This is a genomic window from Sphingobium sp. B2D3C, assembly GCF_025961835.1.
GTDB lineage: Bacteria > Pseudomonadota > Alphaproteobacteria > Sphingomonadales > Sphingomonadaceae > Sphingobium.
In genome coordinates, this window is sequence record NZ_JAOQOK010000001.1 from 1,909,997 (window position 1) to 1,924,515 (window position 14,519).

Here is a 14,519-nt window from a genome sequence, read left to right on the forward strand (position 1 = left end):
GCATAAAGACCCGGGAGAGGCGCACCAAAACATAGAGAACCGCCGTTGCGCTCGACTACAAATGCCTACCCCAAGGAGCAGCGACTCAGCGCATGGAGCTTTGCGCTCAAGCGCGTTTCGATCACGCTGGAAGCGGCCGACGAGGCCACGCTTTACGGCGAGCTTATCCAGTTCACCAGCAGCAACGGCATCGTGTTTGTGCGCCTGCTGGCCACCGCTCAGGAATATACCGTTGATTTTCGCGACGAGCCGGGCTGCTTCTGGCTGGCCGTGACGCTCGATGCGCCAAGCGTGGCGCGCAACGCCACCACCAGCTTCACCCTCGATGATGGTCACATGGTCTGCGCGCGCAGCGAAATGCCGATGTCGCTGCAGTTCACCGGCGATCACCGCGTGCTGTTGCTCAAGATTCCGCCGCGCGCGCTCGATCAGCGCCTCAAGGCCCTGCTACCCGAAAAGCCCCGGCACCTTTCCGCCGACAGCGGCCCTGCCCGCCTGCTCTCCACCGTGCTGCGCTCGCTGGCGGACATGGGCAATGACGTGACGGACGAGGAACTACGTCCCGTCGAACTGGCCCTGCCCGAGTTTCTGCTGGCCAGCCTGCTCAACGATGCGCCGGCCCGCGCGCTCGGGGGCGCCGCGGGGATGCGCGCCGCGCTGCTGGAGCGGATCTTCCAAACCATCGAGATGCGCCTCTCGGACCCCAATCTGAATTACCAGCAGGTTGCCGCCGAACATGGTATCTCGCCGCGCTATCTGCAGAAGCTGTTCGAATCCATAGACGACAGCTTTGGCCATTATGTGAAGGTGCGGCGGCTGGAGCGCTGCCGGCTCGACCTGCGCAGTCCGCTCCACGTCCAGAAATCGATCTCGGACATTCTGTTCCAATGGGGCTTCAACGATTCCGCCTCGTTCAGCCGCGCCTTCCGCGAGCAATATGGCATTTCCCCGCGCGACTATCGCAAGATGCCGGCCGTGGACGAGGCCGATCATGGCCCCGACACGCTGCGGCGCGGTCGGTCGACGGCCAAGCGGGCGGTCAACGACGAAGCCGCCGTCGCGCCGGTCGAGGAGTTGGACAGCGGCGAGGCGGAAACAGACGGCGTCGAGGCCAATGTCATCCCGGCGATCGGCGATGAAGGCACGGTGCGGCATCATCATCTGCCGGTGAGCCCGCGCACGGTCCATTGGGGCTATTTCAGCTCGGCGATCAAACCGGCGCTGATGGTGCGCTCGGGCGACTTCGTGACGGTGGAGACGCTAACCCACCACGCCAATGACGATCCCGAACGCATGGTCGAGGGCGATCATGGCGCAGAGAGCGTCTATCGCTGGGACGAGACAGGCCGGGCTATCGAGCGGCGCGGTGCTGGCCCGATGAGCGCCAGCGAGTTCGGGCGCGGCCCCGGCGAGGGCTTTGGCGTGCACATCTGCACCGGGCCGATCGCCATTCAGGGCGCGGAGCCGGGCGACATCATCGAAGTACGCATCCTCAGCCTGGAGCCGCGTCGGAGCGGCAATCCGCGCTTTCAGGGCAAGTCCTTCGGCAGCAATGCCGCAACCTTCTGGGGCTTCCACTATAACGATCTGCTCACCGAGCCTAAGAACCGCGAAGTGATCACCATCTACGAGGTTGAATCCGGCGGCGAACGGCGACCGACCGCGCATGCGGTCTACTCCTATCACTGGACACCGCAGACCGACCCCTCGGGCACCGTCCACGAGCGTTATGATTATCCGGGCGTGCCGGTCGATCCCGAGACGATCGAGCGCAATTACGACATCCTCCAGAATGTCGAAATCCCGATCCGCCCGCATTTCGGCGTCATCGCGCTGGCGCCGGCCCATGCCGAGCCGGTCGATACCATTCCGCCCAGCGCCTTTGGCGGCAATATGGACAATTGGCGGACCGGCCCCGGATCGAGCGTGTTCCTGCCCGTGCAGGTCTCGGGCGGACTGCTTTCGCTCGGCGACCCACATGCCTCGCAGGGCGATTCCGAACTATGCGGCACCGCCATCGAATGCTCGATGACCGCGCTCATTCAGGTGATCCGCCACCCCGCCGGCGAGCTGACCGGCAAGCTGCGCGACCTCGATTATCCTATGATCGAGACCGAGACCGAATGGGTCATCATGGGCTTCAGCCACCCGGATTATCTGAAGGAACTGGGCGAGGACGCGCAGAGCGAAGTCTACAAGCGCGCGTCCATCGATGCCGCCATGCGCGACGCGTTCCGCAAGGCGCGGCGGTTCCTGATGACCACCAAGGATCTCTCGGAAGACGAAACCATCTCGCTTCTGTCGGTCGGGGTGGATTTCGGCATCTCGCAGGTCGCCAACGGCAATTGGGGCGTCCACGCGATCATTCGCAAGGAACTATTTACCGCCTGATCGCTGGCTCCCGCTCGGCAAGCACGGCCTGCGCTGCCTGATCGACGAGGCGCCGCAATCTGATCGTCCGATCCACGAAGGCCGGGCCGACCAGCACATTGGTCATAACGATGGCGACCAGATTTCGGCCGGGATGGACGAAGAAATAGCTGTTGGCGGACCCCGACCAGCCGCCGGCGCCGGCCGGCATCCCGCCGCGCTGCTCGCTGACCGCATCGCCGAGGCCCAGGCCATAGCCGAACAGGACATTCTCGTGCGGCTGCCCGCCAGTCTCCAGCCGGGGCTGGAACATCTGGTCCACTGTCTCCGGCCGGAGGAGGCGCTTGCCGTGCCACGTCCCCCGATTGGCCAGCATCTGCGCGAAGTTCAGATAATCATGCAGTGTGCCGGCCAGCGCCCCGCCGCCGTCGAACGGCCGGGCCGGATCGCGATATTCGGACGTCGCCGCCGGCTCGATAGCCTGCAGGCCGCCGTCCACCGCGGCATAATTGGTGACAAGCCGTGTGGCGCGCGCATCGTCCACCACGAAGCGCGTGTCGGTCATCTCGAGCGGATCGAAAATGCGGGCTTGCAAAAACGCATCGAGCCCCTGCCCCGTCACCCGCTCGATCAGGGCGCCCAGAATGCCGGTGGAGTTGCCATAAGAGAAGCGCGCGCCGGGCTGATGCAGCAGCGGGGCCTTGGCGAGGCGCGCAATCAGCTCGTCCATCGTCCTGGCTGGCGGCGCATCATCGGCATTCTGCCCGACCCCGCCAGCGCGCATCACCCCATGGCGGCGATAATATTGCTGCACCGGGCCGTCGCCGGTGAAATTGTAAGTTACTCCGCTGCTATGGGTGAGCAGATCGCCGATGGTCACCGGGCGGTTCAGCGGCTCGGTCACCATCGCATCGAGGCTGCCGCTCTTATAGACCCGCAGATCGGCGAATTCCGGCATGTAGCGGCTGAGCGGCGCATCGATGGCGATCTTGCCTTCTTCCACCAGCATCATCACCGCGACGCTCGTGATCGGCTTGGTCATCGAATAGAGCCGGAAGATCGCATCGACGGGCAGTGCGCGGTCGGCTTCGAGGTCCAGCTTACCGGTCGAAACGCGAAGCCGCTCCCGGCCGTCCTTGACGATCACGGCCTGCGCATTGGGCAGTTCCCGCGCGTCGACCATGGCCTGCAGCCCCGCACGCAGGGCGGACAGTGCATCGGCCGGCGCGACGGCCTCTGCCGCAGCACCGGCCTTGGCCGCGAGCGGCGTGGCCGTCAGCCCCAGACAGGCCAGCGCACCAGCCGCCAGTCGGGCGGCGGCCCGCATCAGTACGGCCGGTCGCCTGCGATCGTCACCCGATAGCCCGAGCGTGTTTCCGGGAAATAATCCCAGGTCGCGAAATGCTGAGTGCAGCGATTGTCCCAGAAGGCGACCGAATGCGGCTGCCAGCGGAAGCGGACCTGGAAATTCGGGTTCTTCACATGCTCGGTGAGGAAGCGCAGCACCGCATCGCCTTCCTCTGCCGAGAGGCCGTTGATCTTGATCGTCTTCGACTTGCTGATGAACAGGCATTTGCGCTTGGTCACCGGGTGGGTGCGGACGACAGGGTGGGTGTTGCGCGGGTAGACCTTGTCCACATCCGGGAACAACTCGCGATAGATGTGGTTGGAATCATGGACCGCCGTCAGCGGTTCCAGAAAAGCCTGCATGGCCGGCGACAGCGCATCATAAGCGGCATACATGCTCGACCACAGCGTATCGCCGCCCGTGGGTGGCACGGTGTGCATGTAGAGGATGCTGCCCATCGGCGGTTCGGCATCTTCGCTCAGGTCCGAATGCCAGTCCTCGCCTGCGATGAACTTGCTGTTCGCATCCGCATGGATCGCCACGATCTCGGGATGTTCGGCAAGGCCGGAAACCCCGCTGTGCAGCGCCAGCTCGCCGAAATAGCGGCCCAGGCGCTTGTGATTGTCATGCTCCAGATTCTGGTCGCGGAAGAACAGCACCTGATGCTCCATCAGGGCATCATGCAGTTCGCTGACGACCTTGTTGCCGAGCGGGACGTTCAGATCGACCCCGAACACTTCGGCACCGATCCGCCGGGTGACGGGGCGGATATCAAGAACATCATAGGACATGGCGAACAACCTCGACTGGAACGTGACCCTTGGCATGTGGGCTGCGCGATCATGCGCCAGCGGCGCACACACGTCTTGTCAGCCCGCGAAAGCTCGATTGTCCGGCAGCGCCTGCCGCGCATTGGCGCGGGTCTGACGCGGCGCCTCCTCGAAGCGCTCGCGATAGGCCCGGCTGAAATGCGCCGACTGGTTGAAACCCCAGCGGAAGGCGATCTCGGAAATGCTCAATTGCGCATGGAGCGGATTGACGAGATCGGCTCGCGCGCGCTCAAGGCGCCGCCCTTTCACATAGCCGGTCACCGTCTGCCCCGAACGCGCGAAGAGCTGCTGGATATAGCGCACCGACACGCCCTCGCTGCGCGCAACGGACTGCACCGAGAGGTCCGCGTCGGTCAGATTGGTTTCGATCGTGCGGCAGATCCTCTCGAATTGCCGGGCGCGGTGCGCGGCGGCACCACCTTTGGCCTCCACGCCGCCGGCATGGGCGATCACTGGCACGAGCAATTCGATCAGCGCAGTCTCAAGCGGCGCGAATTCGCGCGCCCGGCCTTCCGAGAGCGAGTCGGCAGCGCTGCGCAGCAGCATCAGCAGCGCGTGAGCCACCATGCTGTCCGGCTGAATAACGCCGATGCGCCGCGCCAGCGGCGCCAGCATCCGCGCATCGATCGCGACGCTGGGGATGCGCACGAAGAACTGGCGAAACTGCGTCTTGAACCGCAACGCAGCATCCACGCCCGTCGCGCCGTAGATGAGGCAGTCGCCGGTGAGCGGCATCACGCCTTCATGCGTCTCCAGCGAGGCCTCGCCATCGATGAGCAGACCCAGCCACAGGCCCGGTGCGGCCCCCGGCGTGCGGCCCGCGATGGTGAGGGCGCCGCCCGTCACCACCGCGAATTCGAAGCCCATCGGCGAGGTGATGGCGAGCACCGACCCGCCTGCCTCTGCCGTGTTCGGAAACGGCATCTGCAGGCGCTGCATGGCGGCGGCCCATGCCGGGGCGCGCTCCGCCGCCGGCAGCGACGCGACGTCGAAGGACCAGGCGTCCGGACTGGAGACTGCCTCCCCCGGCCGGGCCGGATCAGCGGGGATCGCGGACACTGCCCTTGTTCGGGAACATGCCACGGTCGATCCGCACATGGATGCCCTGCGTGCCATCGACAACCTGCGTCACGCCAAAGTCGGCGCCGACGCTCATCAGCGAATAGGCGTCCGTCCGCGACAGGCCCTGATGTTCGGAGAGCAGTTCGATCATGTCCATCGCGGCATTCTTCATCGCCGCATCGAGATCGTCGCCAAAGCCGTGGACGATCCAGTGATTGGGCGTCTCCAGCAGCGGCGATGGGAACTTGAAATCCTTGCGCAGGATGATCTGGAACAGCACGTCGAGCGAAGCTTCGATGGCGGTGCCGCTGATCTCGCCATCGCCCTGGCTGACATGCGGATCGCCGATGGAGAACAGCCCGCCCTTCACCTGCACGGGATAATACATGCGGGCATTGGCGCCGATCCGCCAGTTATCGATATTGCCGCCATGCAGGCCCGGCGGGATGGTGCTGACCGGCGCATCGACCGCAGGCGCGACGCCGGCGGTGCCGAGATGCGGGCGGGCAGGAATGGTTACGCCGGGCAGCGCCGGTTGCCGGTCGCAATGCGGGCAATTGGTGATGCGGCCGGGCGTCGTATAAACGCCCTCGACATCATAGGCGTAAAGCGCGGTGGCGGTGTTGGCGTTCGGGTCCAGCTCGTAGATCGTCACCCGCTCGGTCTCGCCGAACTCCTTGTAGAGATGCCCCCAGTTCGCCTGCAGATTGGAGCCGTAGTTGAAGCGCGGCGTCATCTGGAAATAGCGCACCTCCAGCATGTCGCCGGGCTCTGCGCCCTCGACATAGATCGGCCCGGTCATGATGTGACAGCCCGGTGCGCGCGTGCTGGGATCGACCTCGGTAAAGATGCGCTGGATGTGCTCGTCGAACATCAGCTCGGGATCGTCGCCAGCGTGGTGCGTCACCGCCTGCGCCTGGATGAGATCGCCGCTCTTGACGGTCAGCGCCGGTTTCAGTTCCGGTGAGAAGAAGCCCCAGTGCACGGTCTCAGGCGTCGCCCGCAAATAGTGCAGCGCTCCGGGCTGCGTTTCGCTCCGTCGCATTCCATGATTGCAGATCAGCGCCATAATTCCCCTGCTCGTCAGTCAGTGTTGGGTTTGTGGAGGCTCAGGAAGCCCCGATGAGGATGCTCGTCATGCCGAGCGACTTGTGATGGATGAAATTGGGGTGCAGCTGCGCTTCCTCACCCGGATGACGCGCACCCAGCACATAGAGCAGCGGCCAGAAATGGTCGGGCGTCGGCACCGACAGGCGGGCATCGTCGCCCAGCGCCGCGAAATCGATGACCGTCTGCGGGCGATCCGCGACCACGGCGTCCAGCATCGTGCTGTTGAACCGGTCGGCCCACGGATAGGGCTCGGCATCCGGGTTGTTCCAGTCCATCGCCGGCAGATTGTGGACGATGTTGCCGGTGCCCATGATGAGCACGCCCTCGTCGCGCAGCGGGCGGAGCATCTGGCCGATCTTCCAATGCTGCTCGGGCGTGGCATTCACGTCCATGCCCAGCTGCACGACCGGAATATCGGCCTCGGGATAGGCGTGGACGAGCACCGTCCAGGTGCCATGATCCAGGCCCCAATTGGCATCCATATGGACCGGCACCGGATCGAGCAGTTCGGCAACGCGCCGCGCCAGGGCGGGATCGCCGGGCGCCGGATATTGCATGTCGAACAAGGCCTGCGGAAAGGCGCCGAAATCATGGATCGTGCGGGGCTGCGCCATCGCCGTCACGGCCGTGCCGCGTGTCAGCCAGTGCGCCGAGATGCACAGGATCGCCTTGGGCTTGCCGATGCTCTGTGCGATGCCCTGCCAGGCCTGCGTGGTGCTGCTCTGCTCGAGCGCCACCATGGGGCTGCCATGACCGAAGAAGATCAGCGGCAGGCGGCTCATTGTCCGTCTCCCGCTGCGCAGGCGCACCTTGCGGACGGACAGGGTTGAACTTGTAGGCTCATGGTCGCTTTTGCCTCATGCTTGCCGCTCGGGCCGTTGCATTGGATGACTGGAGGCTATGGGAAGGGTCGCGGCCCGGTCTTGCAGATTGGCGCACAACATGTTGTTCCGCCAACCCGCCAAGCGGGCCGCGCGCACCCCTCATTCCTTGGTGAACGTCTCGGGAATCTGCGGATTCTCGCCCGCCTTGCCCCACAGCAGGATCTCATTGCCCCACGGGTCGACGAAGCAGTGGTTATAGCCGTTGAACTCGGCCCAATAATGGTCGCGCCACAGCAGGGTCGCGCCCAGCTCCTGCGCCGTCGCCAGGATTCGATCCGCCGAATCATCGTCGCTGATCAACACCCAGATGCGCGGCTTGCGGCCATCGCTGGCGATATGGCGCGGCGCGACGCCTGCCGGGTCGGGATGCGGGCGCATATTGTCGACCTTGGCGATGCCCATATGGAGATTGCCGATCTCGCTGTCCGTCCCGTCCTTCTTCTTGAAGAAGCCGCCCGGCACCATGCGGTGATAGACGCCCATCGGGCGGGGATCATTCTCCCAGCCGAAGACCTGCGCGTAGAATTCGCCGGCAGCATTGGGATCGTCGGCGGGAATATCGAAGAAAATAAGCGAATTGGTCATCATCACCTCTGACTGGACACAAGCCTTTCGGCCGCCGCGCCAGTTAGGCAGCGCGGCGGACGCGAAGCTGTGTCTCCTGCGAACAATGTTTTGATTTCGGGCCTCAGCCCGTCGCGGCGAGGCCCTGCCCCGCCGCCGGCGAGATCAGGAGGTTGCGTGCAACCGCGTGACCGGCGCCGAGGGGCCGCGACGACGGTCCCACTCCTGCTGGTAGCGGTCCACCAGCCACACATTGAGCTGGCGCTGCGCATCTTCCTGCCAGCTGTAGCGCCCGCGCGGGGCGAAGCGGGACGAGAGCCCCTGCTGCACCAGCAGATCGACGTGCAGATCCTGCGCGACGATATCCGCCGTGTGCTCGTCATTGATCCGGCGCTTTTCCTCGAACTCCGGGTCCTCGAAGGCGCTGGGATGATAGAGGCTGCCGAAGGTCAGGCCGTGCGTGGTCGGCGAACGCGCATCCATGATGAGGTAGATCACCACATCGTTGAGCACGACCAGCGACAGCGTCGGCGGCAGGTTCACGAACAGCAGCCGGCTCTGCTCCTCCTCCGTCAGCTTGGGGAAGACCGGCAGCAGCGCCTTCTCGGTGGGGTTGAAGCTCGCATTGGGGTGCGTGGACCCGTTGAGGCGATAATAGCCCGCCGTCTCGCGCGGCACTTCGGGGAAGCTCGCCAGCGAACTCGGGACGAAATCGTGCAGCCCCTGGTGAAGCCGGCTGGCATGATAACCATCATTGTTATTCTCGAACTGGACCTTCCAGTTCCACGGATATTCGTGGGACAGCGGCTCGGGGCCGCGCAGGCTGGCAAACTCGTAATTCGCCACTACCGGCTCGATCGGCCCCATGCGCGAGGCCAGCGATTCCGCTTCCGGATCGAAATTGACGAAGATGAAGCCGTGCCACAGCTCCACCTTGAGCTTGGGCAGATTATACTGCGCCTTGTCGAAATTGCAGGTGCGGCCCATCGCCGGTGCGCCGACCAGCTTGCCGTCCAGATCATAGGACCAGTGGTGATAGGGGCAGGTGAAACCGCGCGTATTGCCCTTGCCTTCCGCCACCAGCATGGCGCGGTGCTGGCACACGGCAGACATGGCCTTGATCTCCCCGTCCCGCCCGCGCGAAATGATGATCGGCTCATTGGCGTGGCTGGTCGTGAAGAAATCCCCGACATCCGCGATCCACTCGTCCCGCCCGACGCACAGCCATTCGCGATAAAACAGCGCGTCCTTCTCGAACTCGTAGAACTCCTGACTCGTGTATATCTCCGGCGGCAGCGTCTCCGCCTCTTCCGTGGGCTTCACCGAGGAGGCAAAGCTGTCGAAGAACTTGTCGGTCAGAAGAGTCATGTCACATCCTCGCAATTGGCGTCCATGCCGCGCCGCGCGTTCAGTCCCGACCCTCAGCCAGAACCGCCATGCAGCGCGAAGCACCCCAGGCTGAGAAGATGTGTACCAAGCGCCGCCCCCACTGGCTTTGCGCCGGGCGACCAACTTTTTGTCGAGGGAAGCAGGGTGGACCGGGTGACGCGAAGCTGCGCGGGTAGCCCGGTCGCCATCAATAAGAGAGGTTGGGGTGCGTTCCGGACGCGGCGCTGGCCCGACGCCGCGCATTCACGACGGGGCACGCTCTATAGCGCTCAACAGACTTTCGATTAAGGGAAATGGTGGAGCCGAGGGGGATCGAACCCCTGACCTCTACACTGCCAGTGTAGCGCTCTCCCAGCTGAGCTACGGCCCCGATCATTGCAGCGGCGACGGGTGGGTCCGTCGCGGCGAGGCGCTGCCTTTAGGTCAGGCTCTGCCTCGCTGCAAGTCCATTTTTTATGGCGCGCAATCTTTCCTGCGCGCTCAGTTTTCTTCGTCGTTATCGTCGCCGGCATCGACGCCGAGATCGTCGTCGCCGCCGAGATCGACGTCGTTGTCGGGCGAGCCTTCGGCCTCATCGACGTCGATGTCGATGTCCAGATCATCGTCCGCCGTGCTTTCCGTATCCGCACCGGCCGCGACCTTCTGCGGCGCTTCCTCGAAGGGCAGCGGCTGCTTGGACTTGAGCACGGGCTCGGGCGTCCAGACATTGCCGCATTCGATGCATGTCACGGGCTCGTCCTTGCCCAGATCATAGAAGCGCGTTGCGCATTTGGGGCAGGTCCGCTTCGATCCCCATTCAGGCTTCACCATGTGCCGCCTCATCCTTCCAGAGAGTAATAGCCAAGTGCGCGGACAGGCAGGCCTGCCGCGAAGTGTGGGGCGCCTTGCCATAGCGGGCGGGCACTGTCAAAAGCAGTTCGCCATTTTTATTGCCCGCCCTCCTGCTCCGCGCAGCGACGGCCATTTTTCGGACCTGATTTTCATGACTGACATTGCGCGCAACATGCTCTTCGAGCCTGGTGCTCCGCTGCGTGGCACGGTGACCGTGCCCGGCGACAAGAGCATTTCCCACCGATCCCTGATGTTGTCCGCGCTGGCGGTGGGCGAGAGCTGCGTCTCCGGCCTGCTGGAAGGCGAGGACGTGCTGGCAACGGCGGCGGCGATGCGGGCGCTCGGCGCGCAGATCACGCGCGGCGAGGACGGCGTGTGGCGCATTCATGGCGTCGGCGTCGGCAGCCTGACGCAGCCCGCGACCGCGCTCGACATGGGCAATAGCGGCACCTCCACGCGCCTGCTGATGGGCCTGCTGGCGAGCCATGATCTCACCGCGACCTTCGTGGGCGACGCCTCGCTCAGCAAGCGCCCAATGGGCCGCGTGACCACACCGCTCGGGCTGATGGGCGCCGAGTTCATGACCTCGCCGGGCGGCCGCCTGCCGCTGACCATGCGCGGCATCGCCCCGGCGGTGCCGATCGAGTACCGGCTGCCGGTCGCCTCGGCGCAGGTCAAATCGGCGGTGCTGCTGGCCGGACTCAATACGCCGGGCATCACCCGCGTCATCGAGCCGGTGCCGACGCGCGACCACAGTGAGCGGATGCTGCGCGGCTTCGGGGTGGACCTGACCGTGGAGACCGAGGCGGACGGCACGCGGATCATCTCGCTAACCGGTGAGGCGGAACTCGAGCCGCAGACATTGGTGGTGCCGGGCGACCCCTCCTCCGCCGCCTTCCCCGTGGTCGCGGCGCTGATCACGCCGGGATCGGACATCACCGTCACCAATGTCGGCATGAACCCCACCCGCACCGGCCTGTTCGCCATGCTGCAGGCGATGGGGGCGGACCTTACGCTGACCAACCAGCGGGAAGTCGGTGGCGAGCCGGTCGCGGATATCGTCGCGCGCCACAGCACGCTCACAGGCATCGACGTGCCGCCCGAGGTCGCGCCGAGCATGATCGATGAATTCCCGATCTTCTTCGTCGCGGCGGCCTGCGCACAGGGCACCACCCGCACCACCGGGCTGGACGAGCTGCGCGTAAAGGAATCGGACCGACTCGCCCTGATGGCGCACGGCCTCGCCCGCCTCGGCGTGTCGGTAGAGGAGACACCCGACGGCCTCATCATCCACGGGCGCGGTGGCGAGCCGCTGGACGGCGGCAATGAACCGCCGACGATCGGTGCCGATCTCGATCACCGCATCGCGATGAGCTTCGCGGTCGCCGGTCATCACACGCGCGGCGGCCTCATCATCGACGATATGAGCCCGGTCGCGACGAGCTTTCCCGGCTTCACCGACATGCTGGCCACGCTCAAGGGCGCGGCATGATCATTGCCGTCGATGGTCCCGCCGCCTCCGGCAAGGGCACGATCGCGCGGGCACTGGCGCGGCATTACGGCCTGCCCCATCTCGACACGGGCTTGCTGTATCGCGCCGTCGGCGTGACAGTCGCGCGGCAGGGCGGCGATGCCGACAATCCGGCCGACGCCGCAGCGGCCTGCGCTTTTCCGGACAGCCTGCTCACCGATCCGGCACTGCGGTCGGAGGAAGCCGGCCCCCTCGCCAGCCGCGTCTCTCGCCACCCGCAGGTGCGCGCGGCGCTGCTGGAGCGCCAGCGCGCCTTCGCCGCACAGCCGGGCGGCGCGGTACTCGACGGGCGCGATATCGGCACGGTGATCGCGCCGGATGCCGACGCCAAATTGTTCGTCACCGCCAGCCTTGCGGTGCGCGCGCAGCGCCGCCATGCGGAGCTTTCCGCCCATGGCCATCCCGTCGCGCTGGAGGCTCTCTCCGCCGACCTCGCCGAGCGTGACGCGCGGGACATGCAGCGCGCCGATGCGCCCCTGAAGCAGGCCCAAGATGCGGACTTGCTGGATACCAGCAATTTGAGTATAGACGCCGCCGTTCAGCATGCGATCGCGCTGGTGGACGCTCGCCTGAAGAGTCGCCATTAGACGGCTTGGATGAGGCGCTTCGCGTTGCGAGGCGCCCTTTTGCTTTTCCCAAAGCACGAGTGATCGCCTTCGCGCCGCCTGGTGAATGCCCGGCCGGCATGAGGTCGTTCGGGCAGTTTGGCCAAAGACCACCGGAGACAACCGGTTGGCCAGCAACGACTTGAAGGAACTCTCACATGGCCTCTCAGGCAAACCCGACGCGCGATGATTTTGCCGCGCTTCTCAATGAATCTCTTGGTGGTGCAGACGGCGGCTTTGAAGGCCGCGTGGTCAAGGGCACCGTCACCGGCATCGAAAACGACCTCGCCGTCATCGACGTGGGCCTCAAGAGCGAAGGCCGCGTGCCGCTGCGCGAGTTCGCCATGCCCGGCCAGAAGGCCGATCTGAAGGTTGGCGACGAAGTCGAGGTCTATGTCGACCGCGTCGAGAACAGCAATGGCGAGGCCATGCTCTCGCGCGACCGCGCCCGCCGCGAAGCCGCGTGGGACAAGCTGGAATCCGAATTCGCCGAGAGCGCCCGCGTTGAGGGTGTCATCTTCGGCCGCGTCAAGGGCGGCTTCACCGTCGATCTCGACGGCGCCGTGGCCTTCTTGCCCGGCAGCCAGGTCGACATCCGCCCCGTGCGCGACGTCACCCCGCTCATGGACATTCCGCAGCCCTTCCAGATCCTCAAGATGGACCGTCGTCGTGGCAACATCGTCGTGTCGCGTCGCGCGATCCTGGAAGAGACCCGCGCCGAGCAGCGCAGCGGCCTCATCCAGACGCTGAGCGAAGGCCAGATCATCGAGGGCGTGGTCAAGAACATCACCGATTACGGTGCGTTCGTTGATCTGGGCGGCATTGACGGCCTGCTGCACGTCACGGACCTGAGCTACAAGCGAATCAACCACCCGAGCGAGATGATCAACATCGGCGACACGGTGAAGGTGCAGATCATCCGCATCAACCGCGACACGCAGCGCATCAGCCTCGGCATGAAGCAGCTCGAGAGCGATCCGTGGGAAGGCGCATCGGCCAAGTACCCGATCGGCGCCAAGCTCTCCGGCCGCGTCACGAACATTACCGAATATGGTGCGTTCGTCGAGCTGGAGCCCGGCATCGAGGGTCTGGTCCACGTTTCGGAAATGTCCTGGACCAAGAAGAACGTCCACCCCGGCAAGATCGTTTCGACGAGCCAGGAAGTGGAAGTTCTGGTGCTCGAGGTCGATGCCGAGAAGCGTCGCATCAGCCTTGGCCTCAAGCAGGCCCAGTCCAACCCCTGGGAGAGCTTTGCCGAGCGTCACCCGGTCGGCAGCCAGGTCGAGGGCGAAGTCAAGAACGCCACCGAGTTTGGCCTGTTCATCGGCCTGGACGGCGACGTCGACGGCATGGTTCACATGTCCGACATCGCGTGGGGCATCTCCGGCGAGGACGCGCTCAACCTGCACCGCAAGGGCGAGACCGTTCAGGCCATCGTGCTTGACGTGGACGTCGAGAAGGAACGCATCAGCCTCGGCATGAAGCAGCTCGAAAAGGGTGCGCCGGCAGCTGGCGCGGTGCGTGGCACCGGCCTCAACAAGAACGAGACCGTGACCGTGACCGTTCTGGAAGTCCGCGACGGCGGCCTGGAAGTTCAGGCTGGCGACGACGGCGTGACCGGCTTCATCAAGCGCAGCGACCTTGGCCGCGACCGCGACGAGCAGCGCCCCGAGCGCTTCCAGGTCGGCCAGAAGTTCGACGCACTGGTGATCGGTTTCGACCGCTCCAAGAAGCCGAACTTCTCGGTCAAGGCGCTCCAGATCGCCGAAGAGAAGCAGGCTGTCGCGCAGTACGGTTCGTCCGACAGCGGCGCGTCGCTGGGCGACATTCTGGGTGAGGCGCTCAAGGCGAAGAACTGATCGCCGGGGCTTTTCCCACCCTCTAATAATTGCGGCAGTGGGCCGGTCGAGCAATCGGCCGGCCCGTTCCGTTTCCGGCGTTCTGCGGGGATTTTTCTTGATTGCACGCCGATGTTGGCGCATCGCGCGAGTCACG

Annotated in this window: 12 protein-coding genes and 1 tRNA gene; 4 read left to right on the forward strand and 9 right to left on the reverse strand. The window is 65.0% G+C overall.

Features of this window, described 5'->3' with window-relative positions:
- Window positions 1-45 precede the first annotated feature (45 nt).
- The gene (locus tag M2339_RS08895) at window positions 46-2,391 is read left to right on the forward strand and encodes an acetamidase/formamidase family protein (protein ID WP_264586863.1); all 2,346 of its coding nucleotides are present in this window, start codon (window positions 46-48) and stop codon (window positions 2,389-2,391) included.
- Here the strand turns inward: M2339_RS08895 and M2339_RS08900 are convergent.
- The 9 genes from M2339_RS08900 to M2339_RS08940 all read right to left on the reverse strand — a co-directional run bounded on the left by M2339_RS08900 (window position 2,381) and on the right by M2339_RS08940 (window position 10,367).
- Window positions 2,381-3,697 (reverse strand): serine hydrolase domain-containing protein, encoded by a 1,317-nt coding sequence (locus M2339_RS08900; RefSeq protein ID WP_264586862.1) that lies wholly within the window; start codon window positions 3,695-3,697, stop codon window positions 2,381-2,383. The genes M2339_RS08895 and M2339_RS08900 overlap by 11 nt on opposite strands.
- Window positions 3,697-4,509 (reverse strand): TauD/TfdA dioxygenase family protein, encoded by an 813-nt coding sequence (locus tag M2339_RS08905; protein ID WP_264586861.1) that lies wholly within the window; start codon window positions 4,507-4,509, stop codon window positions 3,697-3,699. Before M2339_RS08905 ends, M2339_RS08900 begins: the two co-directional genes overlap by 1 nt.
- 78 nt (window positions 4,510-4,587) lie before the next feature.
- Entirely contained in the window at window positions 4,588-5,607 is a 1,020-nt protein-coding gene (locus M2339_RS08910; protein WP_264586860.1) for a helix-turn-helix domain-containing protein, read from the reverse strand.
- On the reverse strand, window positions 5,588-6,679 hold the full coding sequence (locus M2339_RS08915) for an acetamidase/formamidase family protein (protein ID WP_181559146.1): 1,092 nt from the start codon (window positions 6,677-6,679) through the stop codon (window positions 5,588-5,590). Before M2339_RS08915 ends, M2339_RS08910 begins: the two co-directional genes overlap by 20 nt.
- A 40-nt stretch (window positions 6,680-6,719) precedes the next feature.
- Complete coding sequence (gene ygiD, locus M2339_RS08920; RefSeq protein ID WP_264569825.1) at window positions 6,720-7,502, reverse strand: 4,5-DOPA dioxygenase extradiol; 783 nt, start codon at window positions 7,500-7,502, stop codon at window positions 6,720-6,722.
- Window positions 7,503-7,703: 201 nt separating this feature from the next.
- Window positions 7,704-8,189 carry a VOC family protein gene (locus tag M2339_RS08925; RefSeq protein ID WP_181559144.1) on the reverse strand — a complete coding sequence of 162 codons (486 nt, stop codon included), beginning with the start codon at window positions 8,187-8,189 and terminating at the stop codon, window positions 7,704-7,706.
- Window positions 8,190-8,333: 144 nt separating this feature from the next.
- A complete protein-coding gene (locus M2339_RS08930; RefSeq protein ID WP_264569823.1) occupies window positions 8,334-9,536 on the reverse strand; it encodes an aromatic ring-hydroxylating oxygenase subunit alpha in 1,203 nt (400 codons plus the stop codon).
- 315 nt (window positions 9,537-9,851) lie between these two features.
- A tRNA-Ala gene (locus M2339_RS08935) sits at window positions 9,852-9,927 on the reverse strand.
- A gap of 110 nt (window positions 9,928-10,037) precedes the next feature.
- Entirely contained in the window at window positions 10,038-10,367 is a 330-nt protein-coding gene (locus M2339_RS08940; protein WP_181559142.1) for a TIGR02300 family protein, read from the reverse strand.
- Window positions 10,368-10,539: 172 nt separating this feature from the next.
- Here M2339_RS08940 and aroA point away from each other — a divergent pair, with 172 nt between their 5' ends.
- The 3 genes from aroA (at window position 10,540) to rpsA (ending at window position 14,383) form a co-directional block, all read left to right on the forward strand.
- Window positions 10,540-11,880 (forward strand): 3-phosphoshikimate 1-carboxyvinyltransferase, encoded by a 1,341-nt coding sequence (gene aroA / locus M2339_RS08945; protein WP_264586859.1) that lies wholly within the window; start codon window positions 10,540-10,542, stop codon window positions 11,878-11,880.
- Entirely contained in the window at window positions 11,877-12,506 is a 630-nt protein-coding gene (locus tag M2339_RS08950) for a (d)CMP kinase (RefSeq protein ID WP_264586858.1), read from the forward strand. The genes aroA and M2339_RS08950 overlap by 4 nt, the downstream gene beginning before the upstream one ends.
- Window positions 12,507-12,682: 176 nt before the next feature.
- A complete protein-coding gene (gene rpsA, locus M2339_RS08955; RefSeq protein WP_181559139.1) occupies window positions 12,683-14,383 on the forward strand; it encodes a 30S ribosomal protein S1 in 1,701 nt (566 codons plus the stop codon).
- Window positions 14,384-14,519: the final 136 nt, after the last annotated feature.